Origin of the sequence: Streptomyces lonarensis, assembly GCF_012033735.1 — a bacterium.
Taxonomy (GTDB): domain Bacteria; phylum Actinomycetota; class Actinomycetes; order Streptomycetales; family Streptomycetaceae; genus Streptomyces; species Streptomyces lonarensis.
Genome location: NZ_JAAVJD010000251.1, coordinates 6,201 through 7,269 on the forward strand (window position 1 = coordinate 6,201; position 1,069 = coordinate 7,269).

General features: G+C 70.0%; 1 protein-coding gene. It reads right to left on the minus strand.

What is annotated here, in order from left to right:
- Positions 1–25 precede the first annotated feature (25 nt).
- A complete protein-coding gene (locus tag HCN56_RS21890; protein WP_167973766.1) occupies positions 26–766 on the minus strand; it encodes a DUF2786 domain-containing protein in 741 nt (246 codons plus the stop codon).
- Positions 767–1,069 lie beyond the last annotated feature (303 nt).

Consider the following 1,069-nt stretch of genomic DNA (forward strand, 5'->3'; position numbering starts at 1 on the left):
CGGCCGCCCCCGGCCCTCGGTGGGGTTACGCGGCGATGGACCCGGCCGAGGGGCGGCCGATCCGCTTACCGCCGATGTCGGCGCGGCTTCCCGCGTTCCATCCGGCGCCGTAGCCGTTGCCGGTCATGGTCGTGGTGCCGCCCTTGCGCGCACGCGGGTATGCCTGCTGGTAGTTGCGCGAGACGACGGCCTTGCGGTCGGCCAGCACAACCGCCGCGCTGCGGCCGGTGGTGGTCGTCTCCCCCTTGGCGGCATCGCGTGCGCCGCGCTCGGCCTCCTCGATCCGGTCGCCCACCCGGCTGATGAAACCAAGGAGCCACGAGCGACGCCATGCGCGCGCACCTTGCCCTACCGGGACCGACTGTGCAGCCAAGCCGCTGTTCATCTGGAGCAGGAGGGAGGTGTAGAGCAGTTCGACGCGCTGAAGGTCGCTGGCGTATCCGAAGACGTGGACCCGGCGGGCTGGGCCGGTGCCGTCCCGGCCAAGGTGGATGAGCGGGCACCCGAGCGCAAGCGCGATGCGGTTGATGAGGCGGACTCGCTCCATCGCCCACGGGTTGTCCAGAACGATCTTGCGATCCGCCGGGGCATCGCTGGCCGAGCTGGCGTCGTTGAGCATCGCCTGCTCGACGCCGTACTTGGCCATCATCTCGAACGCCCGCTTCCGAGCAAGCTCCGCCTCCGCCTCCGGCGTGCGGGAGTCCTCCGCCTTGGCGAGCAGAGCGCGGATGGTTTCGAGCTTGGCAGGTGCCTTCGCAGTGCTCACGTTGGTTCTCCTGGTGAGAGGGGGTTCCGCCGGGCCGTTCACCCGGGGCCGCCGGTCGGGGGTTGCCCTCCCCTTCCGGCATGCTTAATTAAACCATGTTCTAGGGGTTGGGTCAACCCTAGTAGGCGCTCTGACCTGCCTTTTCACACACCACCGTCCCGCACCCGCCCCGCCGGGCCAAGCCCACAACACACCTGGGCGAGGTTCCCTCCTCGGTCGGACAGCTCCGCCGTACCAGGGTTCCGGGCTCGGTGTCCTGGCTCGCGCAGCGACCGCGAAGCGGCCCGGCCTGGACACCGAGCC